The sequence below is a fragment of the Klebsiella sp. WOUb02 genome (genome assembly GCF_050058015.1).
Taxonomy (GTDB): Bacteria; Pseudomonadota; Gammaproteobacteria; order Enterobacterales; family Enterobacteriaceae; genus Klebsiella.
The window spans coordinates 608,454-627,867 of record NZ_CP170110.1 but is presented as its reverse complement, the minus strand read 5'-3'; the positions used below and the strand labels follow the sequence as shown (position 1 = coordinate 627,867).

11 protein-coding genes and 8 pseudogenes are annotated in these 19,414 nt (G+C 59.3%); 13 read left to right on the top strand and 6 right to left on the bottom strand.

Features of this window, described 5'->3' with window-relative positions; all coding sequences use genetic code 11:
• Positions 1–212: 212 nt before the first annotated feature.
• The 8 genes and pseudogenes from ABOC21_RS09745 to ABOC21_RS09710 all read left to right on the top strand — a co-directional run.
• Positions 213–1,238: an ABC transporter substrate-binding protein gene (locus ABOC21_RS09745; RefSeq protein ID WP_426814398.1), complete on the top strand. Its 1,026-nt coding sequence runs from the start codon at positions 213–215 to the stop codon at positions 1,236–1,238.
• Positions 1,235–2,228, top strand: a pseudogene (locus ABOC21_RS09740) (FecCD family ABC transporter permease). Before ABOC21_RS09745 ends, ABOC21_RS09740 begins: the two are co-directional and overlap by 4 nt.
• A pseudogene (locus tag ABOC21_RS09735) lies at positions 2,225–2,991 on the top strand (ABC transporter ATP-binding protein). The pseudogenes ABOC21_RS09740 and ABOC21_RS09735 overlap by 4 nt, the downstream one beginning before the upstream one ends.
• 2 nt (positions 2,992–2,993) lie before the next feature.
• Positions 2,994–3,797 (top strand): class I SAM-dependent methyltransferase, encoded by an 804-nt coding sequence (locus tag ABOC21_RS09730; protein WP_426814397.1) that lies wholly within the window; start codon positions 2,994–2,996, stop codon positions 3,795–3,797.
• Positions 3,794–4,584 (top strand): annotated as a pseudogene (gene modD, locus ABOC21_RS09725) (ModD protein). Before ABOC21_RS09730 ends, modD begins: the two are co-directional and overlap by 4 nt.
• 24 nt (positions 4,585–4,608) lie before the next feature.
• Positions 4,609–6,579: a TonB-dependent receptor plug domain-containing protein gene (locus tag ABOC21_RS09720; RefSeq protein WP_426814396.1), complete on the top strand. Its 1,971-nt coding sequence runs from the start codon at positions 4,609–4,611 to the stop codon at positions 6,577–6,579.
• Positions 6,580–6,616: 37 nt separating this feature from the next.
• Positions 6,617–7,261, top strand: coding sequence for an MOSC domain-containing protein (locus ABOC21_RS09715; RefSeq protein WP_426814395.1), 645 nt, complete (start codon positions 6,617–6,619; stop codon positions 7,259–7,261).
• Positions 7,219–7,515: pseudogene (locus ABOC21_RS09710) on the top strand (TonB-dependent receptor plug domain-containing protein); the annotation flags it as partial. The gene ABOC21_RS09715 and the pseudogene ABOC21_RS09710, both read left to right, overlap by 43 nt.
• Positions 7,516–7,520: 5 nt before the next feature.
• Here ABOC21_RS09710 and emtA read toward each other — a convergent pair.
• Positions 7,521–8,134: pseudogene (gene emtA / locus ABOC21_RS09705) on the bottom strand (membrane-bound lytic murein transglycosylase EmtA).
• A 95-nt stretch (positions 8,135–8,229) separates the two neighbouring features.
• Here emtA and ldcA point away from each other — a divergent pair.
• Together ldcA and ABOC21_RS09695 are read left to right on the top strand one after the other, a co-directional pair.
• Entirely contained in the window at positions 8,230–9,144 is a 915-nt protein-coding gene (gene ldcA, locus ABOC21_RS09700) for a muramoyltetrapeptide carboxypeptidase (RefSeq protein WP_426814394.1), read from the top strand.
• Positions 9,145–9,236: 92 nt separating this feature from the next.
• The gene (locus ABOC21_RS09695; RefSeq protein WP_426814393.1) at positions 9,237–10,970 is read left to right on the top strand and encodes a potassium/proton antiporter; all 1,734 of its coding nucleotides are present in this window, start codon (positions 9,237–9,239) and stop codon (positions 10,968–10,970) included.
• 16 nt (positions 10,971–10,986) lie between these two features.
• On the opposite strand, the gene dadX is transcribed toward ABOC21_RS09695, so the two are convergent.
• Both dadX and ABOC21_RS09685 read right to left on the bottom strand, forming a co-directional pair.
• Positions 10,987–12,057: a catabolic alanine racemase DadX gene (dadX, locus tag ABOC21_RS09690; protein WP_426814392.1), complete on the bottom strand. Its 1,071-nt coding sequence runs from the start codon at positions 12,055–12,057 to the stop codon at positions 10,987–10,989.
• A 9-nt stretch (positions 12,058–12,066) separates the two neighbouring features.
• Positions 12,067–13,366: pseudogene (locus tag ABOC21_RS09685) on the bottom strand (D-amino acid dehydrogenase).
• A gap of 321 nt (positions 13,367–13,687) precedes the next feature.
• On the opposite strand from ABOC21_RS09685, the pseudogene ABOC21_RS09680 reads away from it, so the two are divergent.
• Positions 13,688–15,222 (top strand): annotated as a pseudogene (locus tag ABOC21_RS09680) (SpoVR family protein).
• Positions 15,223–15,296: 74 nt separating this feature from the next.
• Here ABOC21_RS09680 and fadR read toward each other — a convergent pair.
• Positions 15,297–16,016 (bottom strand): fatty acid metabolism transcriptional regulator FadR, encoded by a 720-nt coding sequence (fadR, locus tag ABOC21_RS09675; protein ID WP_426814391.1) that lies wholly within the window; start codon positions 16,014–16,016, stop codon positions 15,297–15,299.
• Between the two features lie 273 nt (positions 16,017–16,289).
• Between fadR and dsbB the strand changes: the two are divergent.
• Positions 16,290–16,821 (top strand): annotated as a pseudogene (gene dsbB, locus ABOC21_RS09670) (disulfide bond formation protein DsbB).
• Between the two features lie 252 nt (positions 16,822–17,073).
• On the top strand, positions 17,074–17,418 hold the full coding sequence (locus tag ABOC21_RS09665; protein WP_041146175.1) for a DUF1971 domain-containing protein: 345 nt from the start codon (positions 17,074–17,076) through the stop codon (positions 17,416–17,418).
• Between the two features lie 267 nt (positions 17,419–17,685).
• Here the strand turns inward: ABOC21_RS09665 and ABOC21_RS09660 are convergent, their stop codons facing one another.
• Positions 17,686–17,922, bottom strand: coding sequence for a hypothetical protein (locus ABOC21_RS09660; protein ID WP_426814390.1), 237 nt, complete (start codon positions 17,920–17,922; stop codon positions 17,686–17,688).
• Positions 17,923–18,129: 207 nt separating this feature from the next.
• Complete coding sequence (locus ABOC21_RS09655; protein ID WP_426814389.1) at positions 18,130–19,368, bottom strand: hypothetical protein; 1,239 nt, start codon at positions 19,366–19,368, stop codon at positions 18,130–18,132.
• Positions 19,369–19,414: the final 46 nt, after the last annotated feature.

Sequence of the window (19,414 nt, the reverse complement as noted above, 5' to 3'; positions counted from 1 at the left end):
GCCCTCGCCGCACCCTGCCCACGCCCGGCGGCTCAGCTACGCCGGGCGTTTTTCGCCCCAACAAGCTCCCAATTAACCGTCCGGATTCACCTTACCCTTACGGGGTAAGCCGAGAACTAATCTGTCGATTTTTGATCTCCGGCAATTTCATCAACGTTGTATATGTAAATATATAGCGATTTCTTCATCACTTTGTTTCAGGATCGAAACATATGCCCTTTTCGCGCCGTACGTTCCTGCAGGCTTTAAGCCTCATGCTGTGCTTTCCCGGCCAGAAGAGCAGCGCCGCCACGTCTTTGGCTCTGAGCATTGGCGAACGCCCTGCGCCCGCCGCTATCCGGCGAATTGTCAGCGCGGGCGGGCCCGCCGATATGCTGCTGCTGGCCGCCGCGCCGGAAAAGCTGCTGGGATTTTCCTCGTTTGATTTTGCCCTCTTCCCGGACGCCCCGCTGCCCGAGCGCATCGCCCGGCTGCCGAAAACGGGCCGCCTCGCCGGACGCGCCAGCACCCTGTCGCTGGAGGGACTGCTGGCCCTTGAACCCGACCTGGTAGTGGACTGCGGGAGTGCGGACGACACCTGGATCTCGCAGGCGCGCCGGGTTCACGCCCGCAGCCATATTCCGTGGGTGCTGATTACCGGCACCCTGGCCTCCTCGGCGCAGCAGCTGCTGACGATTGGCGACATCGTCGGCACCGTCGAACGCACCCGCCGGCAGGCGGCGCTGGCGCAAACCTTTATCGCCGAGGCGCTGGCCTTCTCCTCTGGCGCCGGGGCGCGAACGCGCTTTTACGCCGCGCGGGGCGCCAGGGGACTGGAAACGGGCCTCGCCGGTTCGCTGCACACCGAGGCGGCGGAGCTGCTGGGATTAGACAACGTCGCGCGGGTGAGCGGACGCAGCGGGCTGGCCCAGGTTTCGCTGGAGAACCTGCTGGAGTGGCAGCCGGATATTATCCTCACACAACAGGCCTCGACGCGAAACGCGATTTTACAGGACCCCGCCTGGCAGGGGGTCGCCGCCGTGGCGAACGGGCGGGTTCTGCTGCTCGACGGCCTGCCGTTTGGCTGGCTGGACGCGCCGCCGGGGATCAACCGCCTCGCCGGGATGCGCCGCCTGCATGCCTGGCTCGATCCGCGAATCCGCGCCACGCTGCAGCAGGATCTGACCCGCTACAGCACGCTATTCTGGCACGCGGCGTTAACCCCCGATCGCTACACGAAACTGGTGAATCGCCCATGAAGCCTGCAACGTTGAGCGCCGCGCTGCTGCTTGCCGGCCTGCTGGTCCTCTCGGCCGCTCTGCTAACGGGCCCGTGGAACCTGACCCTCGGGCGGCTGTTCGATCTGCTGTTCGACCCGCACAGCGCCGCCCTTCCGCCGCAGGCCGGCATCGTCTTCTGGCAGATACGCCTGCCGCGCATCGGCGCCGCGCTGGCCATCGGCGCGTCGCTCTCCGCCGCCGGAGCCGCCTACCAGGGAATGTTTCGCAATCCGCTGGTCTCGCCGGATATCCTTGGCGTCGCCGGCGGCGCCGGACTCGGCGCCTGCCTGGCGCTGGCGGGCGGAATGTCGACGCTCTATATCCAGCTATTCGCCTTCTGCGGCGGCCTGCTGGTGGTAGCCGGCGTCGGCATCGTCTCCCGCACCATCGTCCGCCACGATCCGGCGCTGACGCTGGTGCTGGTAGGGATCTGCCTCGGTACGCTGTGCGGGGCGGGGATTTCGCTGATCAAAATCCTCGCCGACCCCTACACCCAGTCTGCCCTCTATTACCTTCTGGCTGATGGGCGGGCTCTCCGATATTACCCCCGGCGATCTGGCCATCGCCGCTCCGCTGATGCTCGTCGGGTGCCTGCCGCTGTGGCTGTTGCGCTGGCGCATCAATCTGCTGACCCTGTCCGATGATGAAGCGCAATCGCTGGGGATCAACGTCGCTCGCCTGCGGCTGATTGTCGTCGCCTGTGCGACCCTCGCAACCGCCAGCGCGGTCGCTATTGCCGGCATTATCGGCTGGGTGGGACTGATCGTCCCCCATATCGGACGCCTGCTCACCGGCAGCAATCATCAGCGCCTCCTGCCCGTCGCCATGGGACTTGGCGCCGTGCTGCTGCTCTTAACCGACACCCTGGCGCGCGGGCTGAGCGCTAGCGAAATCCCGCTCGGGATCCTGACCTCTTTTATCGGCGCGCCGTTCTTTCTGGCACTGCTGCTGCGCAGGAGCCGCCCATGACGCTGCTGACGGTTTGCCATGCCGATATCGGCTATCGCAATCGCGCCGTTTTGCGCGACGTCTCGTTTGCGCTGCAGCCGGGCGCGCTGTGCTGCCTGCTCGGCGCCAACGGCAGCGGGAAAACCACGCTGATGCGCAGCATACTCGGCCTCCTTCCGCTGCAGGCCGGCCAGATCCTGATTGACGGTCTGCCGGTCAGCCAGCTGTGCTCCCGGGACCGCGCCCGGGCGATCGCCTGGGTGCCGCAGGCGCACGACGGCGCCTTCGCCTTCAGCGTCCTCGACATGGTGCTGATGGGCCTCAGCCCATACCTCGGCACCTTTACCCAGCCCGCCAGAAGCGAGCGCTGCAGCGCCCTGGCCCAGCCTGGAGGCGCTGGGCATCGCGCATCTCGCCGGGCGGAACTGGGCCACGCTAAGCGGCGGCGAGCGCCAGCTGACCCTGATTGCCCGCGCGCTGGTCCAGCGCCCGCGCCTGCTGCTGCTGGATGAGCCGGCCTCAAGCCTCGACTTCGGCCATCAGATCCGCCTGCTCGATACCCTGCGCCAGCCTGCGGCAAACCGGAATGACGCTGTTTATGGCCACCCATCATCCGCTACACGCCCTCGCCGTCGCCGATACCGTGATCGGCATCGAGCCGAACGGCCGCGTCACCCAGGGGAGCACGGCGGAGCAGCTCGCCGCGGACAACCTCGCCGCCCTGTACGGCGTGACACCGTCACAAATACACCACCATCTGGGTCACTCCCACCTTCAGGAGTAATTATGCTTATTGATGAAATTGATTTTGCCGGGCTTTACCAGCAGCAGCTCAGGCTCGCCGGCCGAAGCGAGAAATCCCCCGCCCACTGGGACGCCCGGGCGGAGAAAATGGCCGACAGCTGCGCCCAGCCCACGGACGATTATCTGCTGCAGCTGCTGGCGAAAATAGACCTGAGCGACGCGCAAAGTCTGTTTGATATGGGCTGCGGGCCGGGAACCGTCGCCCTGGCGCTGGCGGACAAACTCGCTGCGGTGCACGGCGTTGATTACAGCCAGGGCATGCTGGAGGTCGCCGAAAAGCGCGCGGCGCAAATGCGCATCGCCAACGCCAGCTGGCATCTCCGGGCGTGGGAGGAGTCGTGGCACGATATTCCGCGCTGCGATATTGCCGTGGCCTCGCGGTCAACGCTGGTCGGCAACATGCGCCAGGCGATGGATAAGCTCAACCGCCAGGCGCGGCTGCGCGTCTATACCACCCACCTCGTCCAGCCGACGTTTATGCCGCCGGCCATCCAGCGCGCGCTGGGGCGCGAAGTGGTCGAACTGCCGAACTACATCTACGCGCTGAACGTGCTGTATCAAATGGGCATTCACGCGCGGGTCGATTTTATCCGCGGCCCCAGCTGCCAGCGGGATAACGCCACCTTTGAGCGTTTTGCAGAGAACGTTAAATGGACCCTTGGCGTCCTCAGCGAGGAGGAGCGCACGCGACTGCGCCACTGGTACCAGCGGCAGGATCCGCAGGCCATCGCGCCGCCCGGCCGCGACTGGGCGCTGATCTCCTGGGAGTGCGGGGAAAACGTATGATTTATATCCCCCAGGCGCTCACCGACGCGTGGCTGATGGAAGATATTCAGGGCGGCGACCTGACCACCCGGGCGCTGGCCATCGGCGCCCGCCCCGGCGTCATGACCTTCAGCCACCGTCAGGGCGTCTGCGTCAGCGGCATCTCCCCGGCGGGACAGATGCTGCGCAGCCTGGGATTGACCGTCACCGCGCTGACGGAGGACGGCGCGCACGCGGCGCCGGGCGAACCGCTGCTGCGCGCGGCCGGCAGCGCGGAGGCGCTGCACCAGGGCTGGAAAGCGGCGCAGAACGTGCTGGAGTGGAGCTGCGGCGTATCGGCCTACGTCGCGGAAATGCTGACGCTGCTGCGCGCCCGTCTCCCGGACGCCCATATCGCCTGTACCCGCAAAGCGATTCCCGGCACCCGGCTGCTCGGTACCCAGGCCATCGTCGCCGCCGGCGGGCTGATCCACCGGGCCGGCGGCGCGCCGTTCAGCTCTTGCGCCAGTCAGCGCCGGAGAAAAAAGTTGCCGTTGAGGCCGACACGCTCGAAGAAGCGCTGGCCTCGTTGCAGGCGGAACCCGACATCCTGCAGCTGGATAAATTTACCCCGCCGCAGGCGCGCCAGGTTGCCGATCTGGCGCAGCGCATTGCCCCGCGCTGCACGCTGGCGCTGACGGGCGGAATTACCTTAACCACCCTCACCAACTACCTCGATTGTGGGATTGAACTGTTTATTACTTCGGCGCCGTGGTATGCGCCGCCGGCGGATATTCAGGTGCGCCTGGCGCCGGACGGTTCAAAATAAACAACGCAAACAGGAACAATAAAAATGAGAATCAGGAAACGTCATCTTTGCACCTTAATTAGCCTTAGCTTAGGTCAGGCCGCCTGGGCGGACCCGGCGGAGGAGTCCATGACCGTCTGGTCAAGCCCCGTTCCCGCCGCAGCTACCAATATCCTCGGACAGGAGACGATCAAGAGTCTGGATAAGCAGGACGTGGCGCACGCGCTATCGGCGGTGCCCGGCGTGGCGTTACAAAAATCAGGCAGCCGCAACGAGCTGCAGGTAAAAGTCCGCGGCTTTGATGGCCGCCAGGTCCCGGTTTTTTTTGACGGCGTGCCGATCTACGTCCCCTACGACGGCAACCTCGACCTGGGACGGTTTCTCACTTCCGATATCGCCTCGGTGGAGGTCTCAAAAGGCTACTCTTCCCTGCTGCAGGGCCCCAACCAAATGGGCGGAGCGATCAACATCACCACCCCGCGCCCCGATAAGCCGCTGGAAGCCAGCATCGGCTATCGTCAGGGCTGGAGTCGCAGCGAAACTAACGCCTATGACACCCATGCCTCCCTTGGGGCCAGCGGCGATCTGGGCTATATCCAGCTCAGCGGCAGCCGCCTGAAGCGGGATTTCCTCGGTCTGCCTCACGGCACGAATAACCCCATCGCCGGGGAAGACGGCAAGCTGGCGAACTCGGCAAGCGATGATAAGCGCGGCATTATTAAGCTCGGCTTCACGCCGCGCGCTAACGACGAGTACGCGCTGACCTATATCAAGCAGGATGGCGAGAAGCAGAACCCGCCTTACGCCGGCACCAGCAGCCAGAAATCCCGCTACTGGCAGTGGCCGGAGTACGATAAGGAGAGCTATTACTACCAGGGCACGACGCACCTCGGCGACAGCTTCACCCTGAAAAGCCGCCTCTATCACGACACCTTCAAAAATACCCTGCTGATGTATAACTCGCTGGCGGACCTGCATAATAAAAACGGCAGCTACAGCCACTATAGCGACTACAGCACCGGCGCGGGGCTGCAGCTCGCCGCCGACGTTCGCCAGAACGACCAGCTCTCCTTTGCCGTCAACTGGAAAGATGATGTCCATCGGGAGAAGAGCGCCGTCAACGGTCCCTACGATCGCTATAAGGATCGCACCTGGTCCGTCGCCAGCGAATACCAGTGGGCGGCGGCGGAGAATCTCGACCTCGTCGCCGGGATGAGCTATGACTGGCGCAACAGCCTTCAGGGAATGAAGCACGAAAAGAACGGCAGCGTGACCCATTACGACGACAACCGGCAGAGCGCGTTTAACTGGGAAACGATGGCCCGCTACCGCTTTAGTAACGAAGATACTCTGTCGCTCTCCTGGTCCGATCGCACCCGCTTCCCGACGCTCAAAGAGCGCTATACCACCTCGAAGCCGGCGAAAGACCAGATTGCGCTGGTCAATCCGCAGCTCAGGCCCGAGCGCGCCCGCGGCGTCGATCTGACCTGGAATGGGCGCCTCAACGACCGCTGGGCCTACGAGATAAGCACCTACTATAACCGGGTCAGCGACGCCATTCTGGCGATCAATATTGATGCCGATACGGTGCAGAACCAAAACAGCGGCCGGGTTGACTATACCGGCCTCGATTTGGGGATCAAAGGCTCGCCGTTCGACCAGCTCGACGTCGGGCTGAGCTACGGTCTGATTCATGCCGATGCCAAACGCGAAGAGGCCGGCAAGGTCACCGACCTGCCGGTGCAAACGCTGACCGCCTGGCTAACGCTCAAACCCGTCGAGCCGCTGCAAATCACGCTCTCTGAAGAGACGCGATCCTCCAGCTACAGCAACAGCGACGGATCGCAAAAAGCGCCGGGATTCGCCATCACCCATCTGCGGGCGGATTACGCCATCGGCCACGGTTTTAGCGTCAACGCCTCGGTGAATAACCTCTTCGATACCCGCTACTACTACGGCGAAGGATTCATTGAGGAGGGGCGTAACTTCTGGGCCGGCGTGGAATATAAATTCTGAGACCTTCTCCGCCGCGGCGGAGAACAAGGAGAACATCATGATTGCAGATTTTCCGGTAATGCTGCGCAGCATTCTCGGCAACCGGCGCCAGGCGGACGGTTCCCTGTGTAAAACGGCGCTTAGCGGACGCGTCTTTCTCAACACCCACGGACTACAGGCAGAGAACGGCGTTGAGGAGCATTTTGCCGATCCCGACTGCGCCCTGATGCACTACGCCCGGGAGCATTACGACTACTGGCGCGAGCGCTACCCGGCGCTGGCTGGGCAGCAACTGCATACCGGCCTGTTCGGTGAGAACTTTTCCACCCGCGGGATGACGGAAGCCAGCGTCTGCCCGGGGGATGTTTTCCGCCTCGGCAGCGCTGAAATCCAGATCTCCTGGGGACGCGTGGCCTGTCAGACGATGGCCGAGCGGCTGCGGGATCCTCACGCCCCGGAGCTGATGCATCAACAGTCGCGCAACGGCTGGTTTTACCGGGTACTTACCCCCGGCGAGACCGGCTGCGGCGACGGCTTTGTGCTGCTCGACCGGCCGGCGGAGGGCTGGCCGCTTAGCCGGGTGCAGGCCATCGTCTTTAGCGACGGCGGTACGTCTGAAGAGCTGCTGGCGCTCTCGGCCATGCCGTTCCTTGCCGATGGCTGGAGAGCACTGGCTCTGCTACGTCTGCAAAGCCGCTCTTAGCCCCCCAGTTCCTTAGCGCCGACCTTGCGGAGGAGACGGTCGTCGTTACCGCCCAGCCCGTCGACTCTGCCAGCGCGCCAACCGTGGGCTATCAAGCCAGGACCTCCGTCGGGGCCAGCAAAACCGACCTACCGCTGGTGACGACCGGCCAGCCGGTGTCGGTCATTACCCGGCAGCAAATGGCCGACCAGGGGGCGAATACGATTAGCCAGGCGCTGCAGTACACGCCCGGCGTCTACTCAAGCTTTGCCGGCGATGATTACATCGCGTCCAGCGCTTTCTGCAGCTTCCAGATATAGCGCGGCGCCTGCGGGGCCGGATGCTTTTTCGCGACGTGCTCGAAGAAGTCGTCGGCATCCATATCATTGATCTCGTCAATCGCGTCCTGGCGGTTCGATGAGAAGGTGCGCAGCAGCGCGCCGGCGCCGTTGGCGTAGGAGACCACCACCGCGTAGCGCATCACCTGCGGGTCCTTAATCCCGGCCAGCGGGCCGTTCTCAAGAATGCTCAGGTAGGCCGCGCCCATCGAAATATTGCGCTCCGGGTTTTTCAGACTCGCTAACCGAGGGCTCGCCGCGCCAGCCCATGCGCTGATAGACATCGCGCCCGGAGGTCGAGGGCTTCAGCCTGCATCAGGCCGACCGCGCCGGATTTACTCACCACCGTCGGATTCCCGCCGGACTCAATGGCGATAATCGCCGTCACCAGCTGCGGGTCAACGCCCCACGCCGCGCCGGCTTTTTCACTGATCGGCATCCACTGCATCGCCCGTTTCACCGGAACCTCGGCGTTCCACGGCGGATTGCGGTAATCATGTTTTGAGCTACAGCCGGCCAGGAACACAAATAAAAAAACGCACCATCTCAATTTCACACATCTATCCTTATTGGCTGAAGTTTGCCGCCTGGAGATGACAATAATCGCTCCAGGCGGCATGATAACCCTTTCATTCTTAGCAAGGAATTGTCATGTCTCAGTTTTATCTGGTGGCCCCCTCAGGCTACTGCACCAACCAGCAGGCGGCGGCCCGCGGCGTTAGCCGTCTGCAGGAAGCCGGACACCAGGTGATGCACCAGCAGGTCATTGCCCGCCGACAGCAGCGCTTTGCCGGGACTGAGCAAGAACGCCTGAGCGATATCAACCAGCTCGCCACCCTCGACGGCAGCAACCGCATCGTGATGCCGGTGCGCGGCGGCTACGGCGCCAGCCGCCTGCTGCCGCACATCGACTGGCAGGGCTTAACCGCGCGCCAGCGGCACGACCCGCTGCTGATCTGCGGCCACAGCGATTTCACGGCGATCCAGCTGGGTCTGCTGGCAAAGGGTAGCATAATCACCTTCAGCGGGCCGATGCTGGCCGGTAACTTTGGTGCAGAAACGCTGGACCCGTTCACGGAATTTCACTTCTGGCAGGCGCTGAGCAGCCCGGAGTTTACCCTTGAATGGGACGGCGACGGTGCGGAGTGCCGCGCGCAGGGCACGCTGTGGGGCGGCAACCTGGCGATGCTCACCTCGCTTATCGGCACGCCGTGGCTGCCGCAGATTACCGACGGCATTCTGGTGCTGGAAGATATCAACGAGCATCCGTTCCGCGTTGAGCGCATGCTGCTGCAGCTGCTGCATAGCGGCATTCTTGCGCGCCAGCGGGCGATTATCCTCGGCAGCTTCAGCGGAGCTGCGCCCAACGATTACGACGCCGGATACGATTTAGCGACGGTCTACGCATACCTGCGCGCCCAGCTCGCAATACCGCTGATCGACGGCCTGGATTTCGGCCACGAGCAGCGTACCGTCACTCTGCCGCTTGGCGCGCGGGCGCTGCTGGTGAACAATGCGGCCACAACCACCCTAACGCTGAGCGGCCATCCGGTGCTGACGGAATAAAATTTTCCGTGACACATTTCCGGATCTCCCGCAGATGGTTAATATGATGTGAATTTATCAAAATCTTCATACGCGTAAGGAGTGCATGAACATTGGATGCCGGTGCGGTTATTAGTCTGTTTATTCTGGGTTCTGTATTAGTAACCTGTAGCATTTTATTGAGTTCCTTTTCCTCACGTCTCGGCATTCCGATCCTGGTCATCTTCCTGGCTATCGGCATGCTGGCGGGCGTAGACGGTATCGGCGGCATCCCTTTTGACAACTACCCTTTCGCCTATATGGTGAGTAACCTGGCGCTGGCGGTGATCCTGCTGGACGGCGGGATGCGCACCCAGGCCAGCTCCTTTCGCGTGGCGCTATGGCCGGCGCTTTCGCTGGCCACCGTCGGGGTGCTGATCACCTCCTGCCTCACCGGGCTGATGGCGGCGTGGCTGTTTCACCTCAACCTGATTGAAGGGATGCTGATCGGCGCGATTGTCGGCTCAACCGACGCCGCGGCGGTTTTCTCCCTGCTCGGCGGCAAGGGCCTCAACGAGCGCGTCGGCTCGACGCTGGAGATCGAATCCGGCAGCAACGATCCGATGGCGGTGTTCCTGACCATCACCCTTATCGAGATGATTCAGCAGCACGAATCCGGCCTGAGCTGGATTTTTGCGGTCCACATCGTGCAGCAGTTTGGCCTGGGGATCGCCATCGGCCTCGGCGGCGGCTATCTGCTCCTGCAGATGATAAACCGCATCGTGCTGCCGGCCGGCCTCTATCCGCTGCTGGCGCTGAGCGGCGGCATTATGATTTTCGCCGTCACCACCTCGCTGGACGGCAGCGGTATTCTGGCGGTCTACCTGTGCGGCTTCCTGCTCGGCAACCGACCAATCCGCAACCGTCACGGCATTCTGCAAAACTTCGACGGCCTGGCGTGGCTGGCGCAAATCGCCATGTTCCTGGTGCTCGGCCTGCTGGTGACGCCATCGGATCTGTGGGCGATCGCCATCCCGGCGCTGCTGCTCTCAATGTGGATGATTTTTGTGGCCCGCCCGCTGTCGGTGTTCGCCGGCCTGCTGCCGTTTCGCGGGTTTAACCTGCGCGAGCGGATCTTCATCAGCTGGGTGGGGCTACGCGGCGCGGTGCCGATTATTCTCGCCGTATTCCCGATGATGGCCGGCCTTGAGAACGCGCGGCTGTTTTTCAACGTCGCCTTCTTCGTGGTGCTGGTCTCGCTGCTGCTGCAGGGCACCTCCCTGTCGTGGGCGGCGAAAAAAGCCAAAGTGGTGGTCCCGCCGGTGGGCTGGCCCATCTCACGAGTCGGGCTGGATATTCATCCGGAGAATCCGTGGGAGCAGTTCGTCTATCAGCTGAGCGCGGACAAATGGTGCGTCGGCGCGGCGCTGCGCGATCTGCATATGCCGCCGGAAACGCGTATCGCCGCCCTGTTTCGCGATAACGCGCTGCTGCATCCCACCGGCAGCACCCGCCTGCTGGAGGGCGATATTCTGTGCGTTATCGGCCGCGAGCGCGACCTGCCCGCGCTGGGCAAGATGTTCAGCCAGTCGCCGCCGGTGGCGCTCGATCAGCGCTTCTTCGGCGACTTTATTCTTGACGCCAGTGCTAAGTTTGCCGACGTCGCGCAAATTTACGGCCTCGACGGCGGGGAAGAGTATCGCGATCGTCAGCAGTCGCTGGGCGACGTGGTGCAGCACCAGCTCGGGGCAGCGCCGGTAGTGGGCGACCACGTCGAGTTTGCCGGTATGATATGGACTGTTGCGGAAAAAGAAGAGGACCACGTTCTGAAGGTCGGGGTGCGCGTGGCGGAAGATGAGGCGGAATAATCCGCCTCAGGTAAAGTTACACCGTCACTACAGGCACGCGCGGCGCCAGGGCGCACATCAGCTCATAGCCGACGGTGCCGCTGGCGGCGGCAACGTCGTCGATTTTCACCTCTTTGCCCCACAGTTCGACCGGCGCGCCGATCCCGGCCTGCGGGCAAGGCGTTAAGTCTACCGCCAGCATATCCATTGAGACGCGGCCCACCAGCGTGGTGCGCACGCCGTCAACCAGCACCGGCGTACCCGCCGGCGCAATGCGCGGATAGCCGTCGGCGTAGCCGCAGGCCACGATACCAATCCGCTGCTCTTCTGACGCCCGATAGAGGCCGCCGTAGCCCACCGCCTCGCCCGGCTTCAGGTTCTGTACGGCGATAATCTCGCTGCTGAGGGTCATCACCGGCTTGAGGCCGCTGTTGGCAACGTCCTGCCACTGGCCGGACGGCGAGGCGCCGTACAGCACGATCCCCGGCCTGACCCAGTCAAAATGCGCTTCCGGATGCCACAGCGTCGCCGCCGAGTTCGCCAGCGAGCGCGAGCACGCCAGCCCTTCCGCCGCCTGCTCGATGCGGCGCATCGGCTCAACGATCCCCTGCGGGTTTTCCGCGTCGGCAAAGTGCGACATCAGCGTCATCTCGCTGACGTTGCCCAGCGTCCGCAGCTGCTGCCAGACGGTATGGATACGTTCCGGCATAAAGCCCAGCCGGTTCATTCCGCTGTTGACCTTAACGTAGATATCCAGCGGCGCGTGCAGCTTCGCCTGCTGTAGCGCCTTAATTTGCCAGTTGCTGTGCACGCTGGTGGTCAGGCGATACTTATCAAATAGCGCCAGCTCGTCGGCGTGGAAAAAGCCCTCGAGCAGCAGAATCGGCCCTTTCCAGCCCTGCTCGCGCAGCAGGATCGCCTCTTCAAGATTGAGCAGCGCAAAGCCATCTGCGCCGCTCAGCGCGCTCCAGACCCGCGCCAGGCCGTGACCGTAGGCGTTGGCTTTCACCACCGCCCACAGCCGCGAGCCCGGAGCCGCGCGCCGGACAATCTGTAAATTCTGTCGCAGGGCCGACAAATCGATGCTGGCCAGTACCGGACGGGACATGAAGACTCCTTAGTTGTGAACGCCGTGCAGGTGCTGAGCACGCGCCGGAGTAAAGCCCGGGCTATAGCGGGCGACGGCAAGATCGTCGTACGGAATAGCCGGAGTGCGACCCGAAATTAAATCGCTCAAAAGCTGTCCCGAGCCGCATGCCATGGTCCAGCCGAGGGTGCCGTGCCCGGTATTCAGCCACAGGTTTTTATACGGCGTGCGGCCGACAACCGGCGTGCCGTCCGGGGTCATCGGACGTAGGCCGGTCCAGAAGGTGGCCTGCTCGACGTGACCGCCGCGCGGGAACAGATCGCGCACCACCATCTCCAGCGTTTCGCGACGCGGCTGCAGCAGCTCTTTGTTAAAGCCGACGATCTCCGCCATCCCGCCGACGCGGATCCGCTGGTCAAAGCGGGTAATCGCAATTTTGTATGTCTCATCAAGAATAGTCGATACCGGCGCCCCGTCCTCCTCGGCGATCGGGATCGTCAGCGAGTAGCCCTTCAGCGGGTAGACCGGAATGTCCACCAGCCCCTTTAGCATCGCCGTCGAGTAGGAGCCGAAGGCCATGACGTAGGCGTCGCCTTTGACAATTTCATCGCCGCATTTCACGCCGGCGATCTGCTCGCCTTCGTACAGCAGGGCGTCAACCGAGGTATTAAAGCGGAAGGTGACGCCCGCCTGCTCCGCCATCGCCGCCAGGCGTGTGGTAAACAGCTGGCAGTCGCCGGTTTCATCGTTCGGCAAACGCAGACCGCCGGTCAGCTTGTGGCTCACCTCGGCTAATGCCGGTTCGACTTCCAGCAGACGTTTCGCCTCCAGCAGACTGATAGGGCACGCCGGCATCCTGCAGCACGGCGATGTCGCGGGTGGCGTTCTCATACTGTTTTTCGGTACGGAAGAGCTGCAGCGTCCCGCCCTGGCGTCCTTCATACTGGATTCCGGTGCTTTCGCGCAGCGCCTTCAGGCAGTCGCGGCTGTACTCCGCCAGGCGCACCATGCGGCCTTTGTTTTCCATATAGTGGCGGGTGTCGCAGTTGCGCAGCATCTGCCACATCCATTTGAGCTGGAACTGCGTGCCGTCAAGACCGATCGCCAGCGGCGCGTGGCGCTGGAACATCCACTTGATGGCCTTCAGCGGCACGCCGGGCGCGGCCCAGGGGGCGGCATAGCCCGGAGAAATCTGTCCGGCGTTGGCGGCGCTGGTCTCTTCCGCCGGCCCCGGCTGACGATCGATAACCGTGACCTGATGTCCCGCCTGACTCAAATACCACGCACTAGCTACCCCAACCACCCCACTTCCCAGTATGACGACTCGCATAGCGACTCCGTAATAGTTAAAGAACAATCATCTGATTACAAATTGATAACTCAGTTGAAAATATTATTCAACATACGCTTTATTTATGGTGACTTATCTCACAGCAAACCGCACCAGCACTGACCCGGAAGATTTATTATCTCCTGCTGCGTTTCATTTTTCCTCAGAATAAAACTCTGTCATTAAGGCTAAATCAGGCCTTTAAGATTGCTAAATCGCGAAGAAAAGAAATTGTCCGCAGGCGCAGTTTGCGAGGTCCTGTTCTATGCTTATTGGGAGGCTCTCCGTATAGAGAGAGTCACCGACAATGAGGGCGCGCTAATGGCTACGATTGATTCCATGAACAGGGACACGACTCGTTTAAGCGATGGACCCGACTGGACTTTTGAACTGCTGGAAACCTACCTCGCCGAGGTTGACCGGGTGGCGAAGCTGTATCGTCTCGACACCTATCCGCATCAGATCGAAGTCATTACTTCCGAGCAGATGATGGATGCCTACTCCAGCGTCGGTATGCCTATCAACTACCCGCACTGGTCGTTTGGTAAGAAATTTATCGAGACCGAACAGGCGTATAAGCACGGCCAGCAGGGACTGGCCTACGAAATTGTTATCAACTCCAACCCCTGCATCGCCTATCTGATGGAGGAGAATACCATTACCATGCAGGCGCTGGTGATGGCCCACGCCTGCTACGGGCACAACTCCTTTTTCAAGAATAACTACCTGTTCCGCAGCTGGACCGATGCCAGCCTCGATTATCGACTACCTGATCTTCGCGCGTAAATACATCACCGAGTGCGAGGAGCGTTACGGCGTTGATGAGGTGGAGAAACTGCTCGACTCCTGTCACGCGCTGATGAATTACGGCGTCGACCGCTATAAACGTCCGCAGAAAATCTCGCTGCAGGAGGAGAAGGCGCGGCAGAAAAGCCGGGAGGAGTATCTGCAAAGCCAGGTGAATATGCTGTGGCGCACCCTGCCTAAGCGAGAAGAGGAGAAAGCGATCGAAACCGCGCGCCGCTATCCTTCTGAGCCGCAGGAGAACCTGCTCTACTTTATGGAGAAGAATGCCCCGCTGCTGGAGCCATGGCAGCGTGAAATCCTGCGCATCGTGCGTAAGGTGAGCCAGTATTTCTATCCGCAGAAGCAGACTCAGGTGATGAACGAGGGCTGGGCGACGTTCTGGCATTATACGATCCTCAACCACCTGTACGATGAAGGGAAAGTGACGGAACGCTTTATGCTGGAGTTTCTGCACAGCCACACCAACGTAATCTACCAGCCGCCCTACAACAGCCAGTGGTACAACGGGATCAACCCCTACGCGCTGGGCTTTGCCATGTTCCAGGATATTAAGCGTATTTGTCAGTCGCCGACCGAAGAGGACAAATACTGGTTCCCGGACATCGCCGGCTCTGACTGGCTGGAGACGCTGCATTTTGCCATGCGCGACTTCAAGGATGAGAGCTTTATCAGCCAGTTCCTGTCACCGAAGATTATGCGTGATTTCCGCTTCTTTACGGTGCTTGATGACGACCATCATAACTACCTGGAGATTTCCGCTATCCATAACGAAGAGGGTTACCGGGAGATTCGCGCCAGGCTTTCCGCCCAGTACAACCTGAGCAACCTGGAGCCGAATATTCAGGTGTGGAACGTCGACCTGCGCGGCGATCGTTCGCTGACGCTGCGCTACGTGCCGCATAACCGAGTGCCGCTGGATAAGGGGCGTCGCGAGGTGCTTAAGCACGTGCATCGCCTGTGGGGCTTCGACATCCTGCTGGAGCAGCAAAATGCCGATGGCAGTATTGAGCCTGCTGGAGCGCAGCCCGCCGCGGCAAAACGCGCTGTAAATCGCGCGACGGTCAAGCGTACAAAGCAAAACGCCCGGCACGATAGCCGGGCTTTTTTTATCTTAGCGCGGGACTTAGCGCATACCGATGACTAAATCACCCGGCAGGGTTTTCTGCATACGATGCCAGATTTCACCGCTCTCATGCCCGTAGCGGCGGACGATCTCATAAACCTGCTCGTGCTGCCCCTCTTCACAGACTTTAGCCAGCTGGTGATAGAAGCCCAGCGCCAGGCTGCGCGCTTCCGGATTGGCAAAATAGTGGCGGCCAATGCGGGTATAGAGGCCCTTCATGCCGTTGAGGATCAGACCGTAGATCGGGTTGCCGGAGGCAAACGCCAGGCCGCGGAAAATACCGTAGTCGAGATCGGCGAACGCATCGGCGTGATCTTCCACCTCGCGCGCCGCGGCGAGAACCTGCAGGGCGTTTTCAGGGTGCTGGCGGAAGGCCGTGCGGATAAAGATGGTGGAGATATTGGTGCGCACCGACAGCAGGTTATCGATCAGCTGCGGGACGCTGTCGTGATCGAGGCGCGCCAGCGTTTCGAGAATATTCAGACCCGACGTTTCCCAGAAGTTGTTCACCTTCGTCGGTTTGCCGTGCTGTATGGTTAACCAGCCGTCACGGGCCAAACGCTGCAGAACTTCGCGTAAGGTCGTACGGGTCACACCAATAAGTTCAGAAAGCTCACGTTCGGCGGGGAGAATAGTGCCTGGGGGAAAGCGGTTATTCCATATACTTTCAATAATGTACTCTTCCGCGAAACCCGCAGGGCTCTGCGCCTTAATGACCATAGTAAGATTTCCATTACACAGCGTTGCAAATTCCACTCATCATACCAGAGCCGCTATAGGGCAGATAGCGCCAGGAGGCAATTAAAAGGGGATCGCCGTTTCATTTTACGATTTTACTCGTCGCGTTTGGCGGCGACCGGACGCGATTTCGGCATATCCGCAACCGGCCGGCGGATGTGCAATATTTTTACGTAATATTTTCAGACTAGCTGCTGGCGTCAGTTCGGTTTTCGTTTACACTGCCATGATTTAGCATATTTCAGGGAAAAGACTATGTTGCGATATTTAAACCAGTGCTCGAGAGGACGCGGAGCCTGGCTCCTGATGGCGTTCACCGCTTTCGCTCTTGAGCTGGTTGCGCTGTGGTTCCAGCACGTTATGCTGCTGCAGCCTTGCGTCATGTGTATTTACGAACGCTGTGCGCTCCTGGGCATTATGGGAGCCGGTATCGTCGGCGCCATCGCCCCGAAAACGCCGCTGCGCTACGTGGCGCTGGTTATCTGGCTCTACAGCGCGCTGCGGGGCCTGCAGTCTGGCGTGGGAACATACCATGATTCAGCTTCACCCTTCTCCGTTCCAGACCTGCGATTTTGCCGCCCGCTTCCCAACGTGGCTGCCGCTGGATAAGTGGCTGCCGCAGATGTTCGTGGCCAGCGGCGACTGTTCCGTGCGCCAGTGGGAGTTCCTGACGCTGGAGATGCCGCAGTGGCTGGTGGGGATCTTTGCCGCCTACCTGATTGTGGCGCTGCTGGTTGTCATTGCTCAGCCGTTCAAACCGAAAAAGCGCGATCTGTTCGGCCGCTAATCCCGTCGCGCTAATGCCGCGCCGCCGAAAGTAAAACCTGTCAGAGATAGCGCTGGCAGGTTTTTTTTGCTCTATTCCCTGCTGCTCTCCACGTTGCCGGAACGTCCGACGATGAAAAGGCTCGCTGAACGGAACTGATCCGCTCGGCAACATAGCGCCTGTGGCGAGTTTTCTCTCTGGCGCGAGTTGACGTCAGACGCCATAAGTTGCATATTAAATACATCTTATTTGCATCCGCTAAGGAGTCTCACGATGTCCCACCTGCGTATTCCGGCTAACTGGAAAGTTAAGCGATCCACGCCCTTCTTTACCAAAGAGAACGTGCCCGCCGCCCTGCTCACCCACCACAACACCGCTGCCGCCGTTTTCGGCCAGCTGTGCGTGATGGAAGGTACCGTGACTTATTACGGCTTTGCCGACGAGCAGGCGACGGAGCCAGAGGTCAAAGTGGTGATCAACGCCGGGCAGTTTGCAACCAGCCCGCCTCAGTACTGGCATCGCATCGAATTGAGCGACGATGCCCAGTTCAATATCAACTTCTGGGTTGAGGATGACGCCGACGGCGAAAACGGGCTGTTCCACAGCAAAAAGTCGTAACCCCGCCTGCCGATGGCCGATAACAGAAAACCCGCCGGTGGCGGGTTTTCTGTTTTAAAGATTGTGCTTAGCGCCACGGGCCGCGAACGCTACTGCGCCCAGTCAGGTTTATTTAAAACAGGCGGCAGTATTGTTTGGTTCTGGGTTTTTATCTGGAGCAGCTAGGTATATTTGAATAAGTTACCGCAGACGATTTCACCTCTTGTGTTTTAATGTGGGCCGTCTGCGGTGCTTTTATGCCCCACCCATGCCCCACGATCAGCACGATCAAATAGGGCAGTCATCCCGACGCAGATCGTTAACCGAAAACGTGACTACGCCGTAAACACCCTCACCCTCTATCGCCTCACCGTCTCTGGTGATGAACGATTGCCCCTGCAGCCGTCCAAAGTCCATCATTCCGTCGTAACGAATGAGAAGGAAATCGCCCTGCTGTGGTGTCAGCGACATATCCAGAACCGCATAACCTGCATCGGTTTTGATAACTCGCGAGTTGCCATCCATGCATGAGCGAATTGATTGATAAGCGTTTTTATGTTAAAAGCTAGACATTATCATAGTGGAGGATTGGGCATGAAAGACTACTTATATTTAAAAGTAAAATCATTGGCTAAGCATTTCTCGTTGGAGGGGATCTTTTTGGTTGTATCTATATTGGTTATCCTGATGATGTTCTCACTCAGGATAACCGAAGGAAGGATTATGTGATCGTTAGTAAACCATCCATCTCCCATTGATTACACTTGCACTTATCTCTTTTCCAGTCGTTTTAGATATGTCAACTTCAGGTGAAGGTGATATATCTATTTTGTGCCCTGAGAAGTTCACTATCTGAATAGTCAGCCCATCAACTTCATTTTTTGGTGACGGTAGTTGCAATCTTACATCTGATTTAGAATTTATGATAAACCTAGAGTAATTACTATCTAATTGAGATGACTCGGTTAAAACCTTAGTCTTATATGAAATTTTCTCGAATTGGCCACTTGGCGATATTTTAGCCAAAACTTTTCCATTTGAGATCCATTTCACCGAGCTATCTTTATTTTTACCATTAAAAACCATACCATTTACTGCAGATGAATTCTCTGAATACCCAGTCTGTGTAGTTTTATTGGCACTCCCATCTACGCTGCTGAAATTTGCATCTTTAGAGCCACGAGCCATGAACCCTACTGACCATTGCTGTTTGTTGCCTGACGTAGCCGATCTGGAAAGAAAGGATATAGTACCGCCATATTTTGATTGAGGCAGAACAATGTTATCAATGCCATATACTGATGATGGATTTTCAACCTTATTGTTTATTACTCCATTCTCCTGAACTACCGCTTTAGAGGCTCTGCCATTAGCTGAAAGTGACACATTAAAGTTAGTAGTCCATACCTTTGTTGTAGGGTTTATTATTATTCCATCAGTACCAGGGGGTACGCCAATTTTCCCTGTAGAAAGGCTTACCCATCCATTTGTTATTATTTTACCTGGAGAGACCTTAACAACAACTGCAGACCATCTATCTTTGTGCATGGTGTCAATTATCATCCCTGGCTTAATTTTTTGTGTATCTAAACTATCAGATTCAAATGATGTGGGGGTATACTTACCGCTACTTACTCGCTCCCATGGTTTGAATGGGCTGGATGCATTACCAACATACAAGCCGACAGAATCACGGTCTTTGTAGCTAGCCAGCGCTTTCATAAAATTTAGGCCAATTATAGGAAAAGTAAATGGTGTCATCGTATTGGCTGTTATGGCCGCTGCTGCAGCGTTAGCCCTCAAACCGAAAGTATCACGGGAAACATACACACCAGTCATGTAGGAACTCTTGAGCTCATCATCTACAGGTAGCTTACCCATAATGCTTGGAGTGACACTTTGCGCACTGGAAGGTGTTGATATGAAATATAGTCCTAATAAACAAAAAGTTACTATCTTAAGACGCCACATGATAACCCCCATTAACATTTTTCGAATCAGAAATTCATAACAACTA

What these genes read in the sequence shown, in the direction of transcription:
- ABOC21_RS09745 (WP_426814398.1), top strand. Translation starts at nt 213, where the DNA reads ATGCCCTTTTCGCGCCGTACGTTCCTGCAGGCTTTAAGCCTCATGCTG.
- ABOC21_RS09730 (WP_426814397.1), top strand. Translation starts at nt 2,994, where the DNA reads ATGCTTATTGATGAAATTGATTTTGCCGGGCTTTACCAGCAGCAGCTC.
- ABOC21_RS09720 (WP_426814396.1), top strand. Translation starts at nt 4,609, where the DNA reads ATGAGAATCAGGAAACGTCATCTTTGCACCTTAATTAGCCTTAGCTTA.
- ABOC21_RS09715 (WP_426814395.1), top strand. Translation starts at nt 6,617, where the DNA reads ATGATTGCAGATTTTCCGGTAATGCTGCGCAGCATTCTCGGCAACCGG.
- ldcA (WP_426814394.1), top strand. Translation starts at nt 8,230, where the DNA reads ATGTCTCAGTTTTATCTGGTGGCCCCCTCAGGCTACTGCACCAACCAG.
- dadX (WP_426814392.1), bottom strand. Translation starts at nt 12,057, where the DNA reads ATGTCCCGTCCGGTACTGGCCAGCATCGATTTGTCGGCCCTGCGACAG.
- fadR (WP_426814391.1), bottom strand. Translation starts at nt 16,016, where the DNA reads ATGGTCATTAAGGCGCAGAGCCCTGCGGGTTTCGCGGAAGAGTACATT.
- ABOC21_RS09665 (WP_041146175.1), top strand. Translation starts at nt 17,074, where the DNA reads ATGTCCCACCTGCGTATTCCGGCTAACTGGAAAGTTAAGCGATCCACG.
- ABOC21_RS09660 (WP_426814390.1), bottom strand. Translation starts at nt 17,922, where the DNA reads ATGGATGGCAACTCGCGAGTTATCAAAACCGATGCAGGTTATGCGGTT.
- ABOC21_RS09655 (WP_426814389.1), bottom strand. Translation starts at nt 19,368, where the DNA reads ATGTGGCGTCTTAAGATAGTAACTTTTTGTTTATTAGGACTATATTTC.